At 35.3% G+C, this 430-nt stretch carries 1 pseudogene; it reads right to left on the bottom strand.

The annotated features are described in order from the left end of the window. Window positions 1–430: pseudogene (locus K5Q58_RS20960) on the bottom strand (transporter substrate-binding domain-containing protein); the annotation flags it as partial.

Below are 430 nucleotides of genomic sequence, written 5' to 3' on the forward strand. Positions count from 1 at the left end.
AACATCGCAGGATAAAAAGAAAGCTTTGATATTTCTTTGAGGTTCTCTTTAGGGAACTGAATAGAAATAGTGTTATTGATTTGGCTTTCACGTAAGAAGCCTTCTAACCCTACAAATACGAAAATTTCTTCATTAATTACCGCTTTTAGTAGATCAGTCCGATTATCAAAATAACTAAAAGTAAGTCGCGGTTCTTGTTGCTGCAAAATATCAATTTGAGCAGCTCCTCTGACAACACCGATTTTATAAGGCATTAATTGAGATAAGGTTTGTGGTTTAGGTAATTGATAGTTCACATATAAGAAGCTATGAAAACTAAGTAGCTCCGGTAAAAACTGGTAATGATTTTCTCTGGTTGACGTTTTCGCCATACCAATATGCACATCAGCAACACCATTTTGTAAGTTTTTGAGCGATTGCACCCAATCTG

The organism is Shewanella sp. KT0246 (genome assembly GCF_019654955.1).
Classification (GTDB): Bacteria; Pseudomonadota; Gammaproteobacteria; order Enterobacterales; family Shewanellaceae; genus Shewanella; species Shewanella goraebulensis.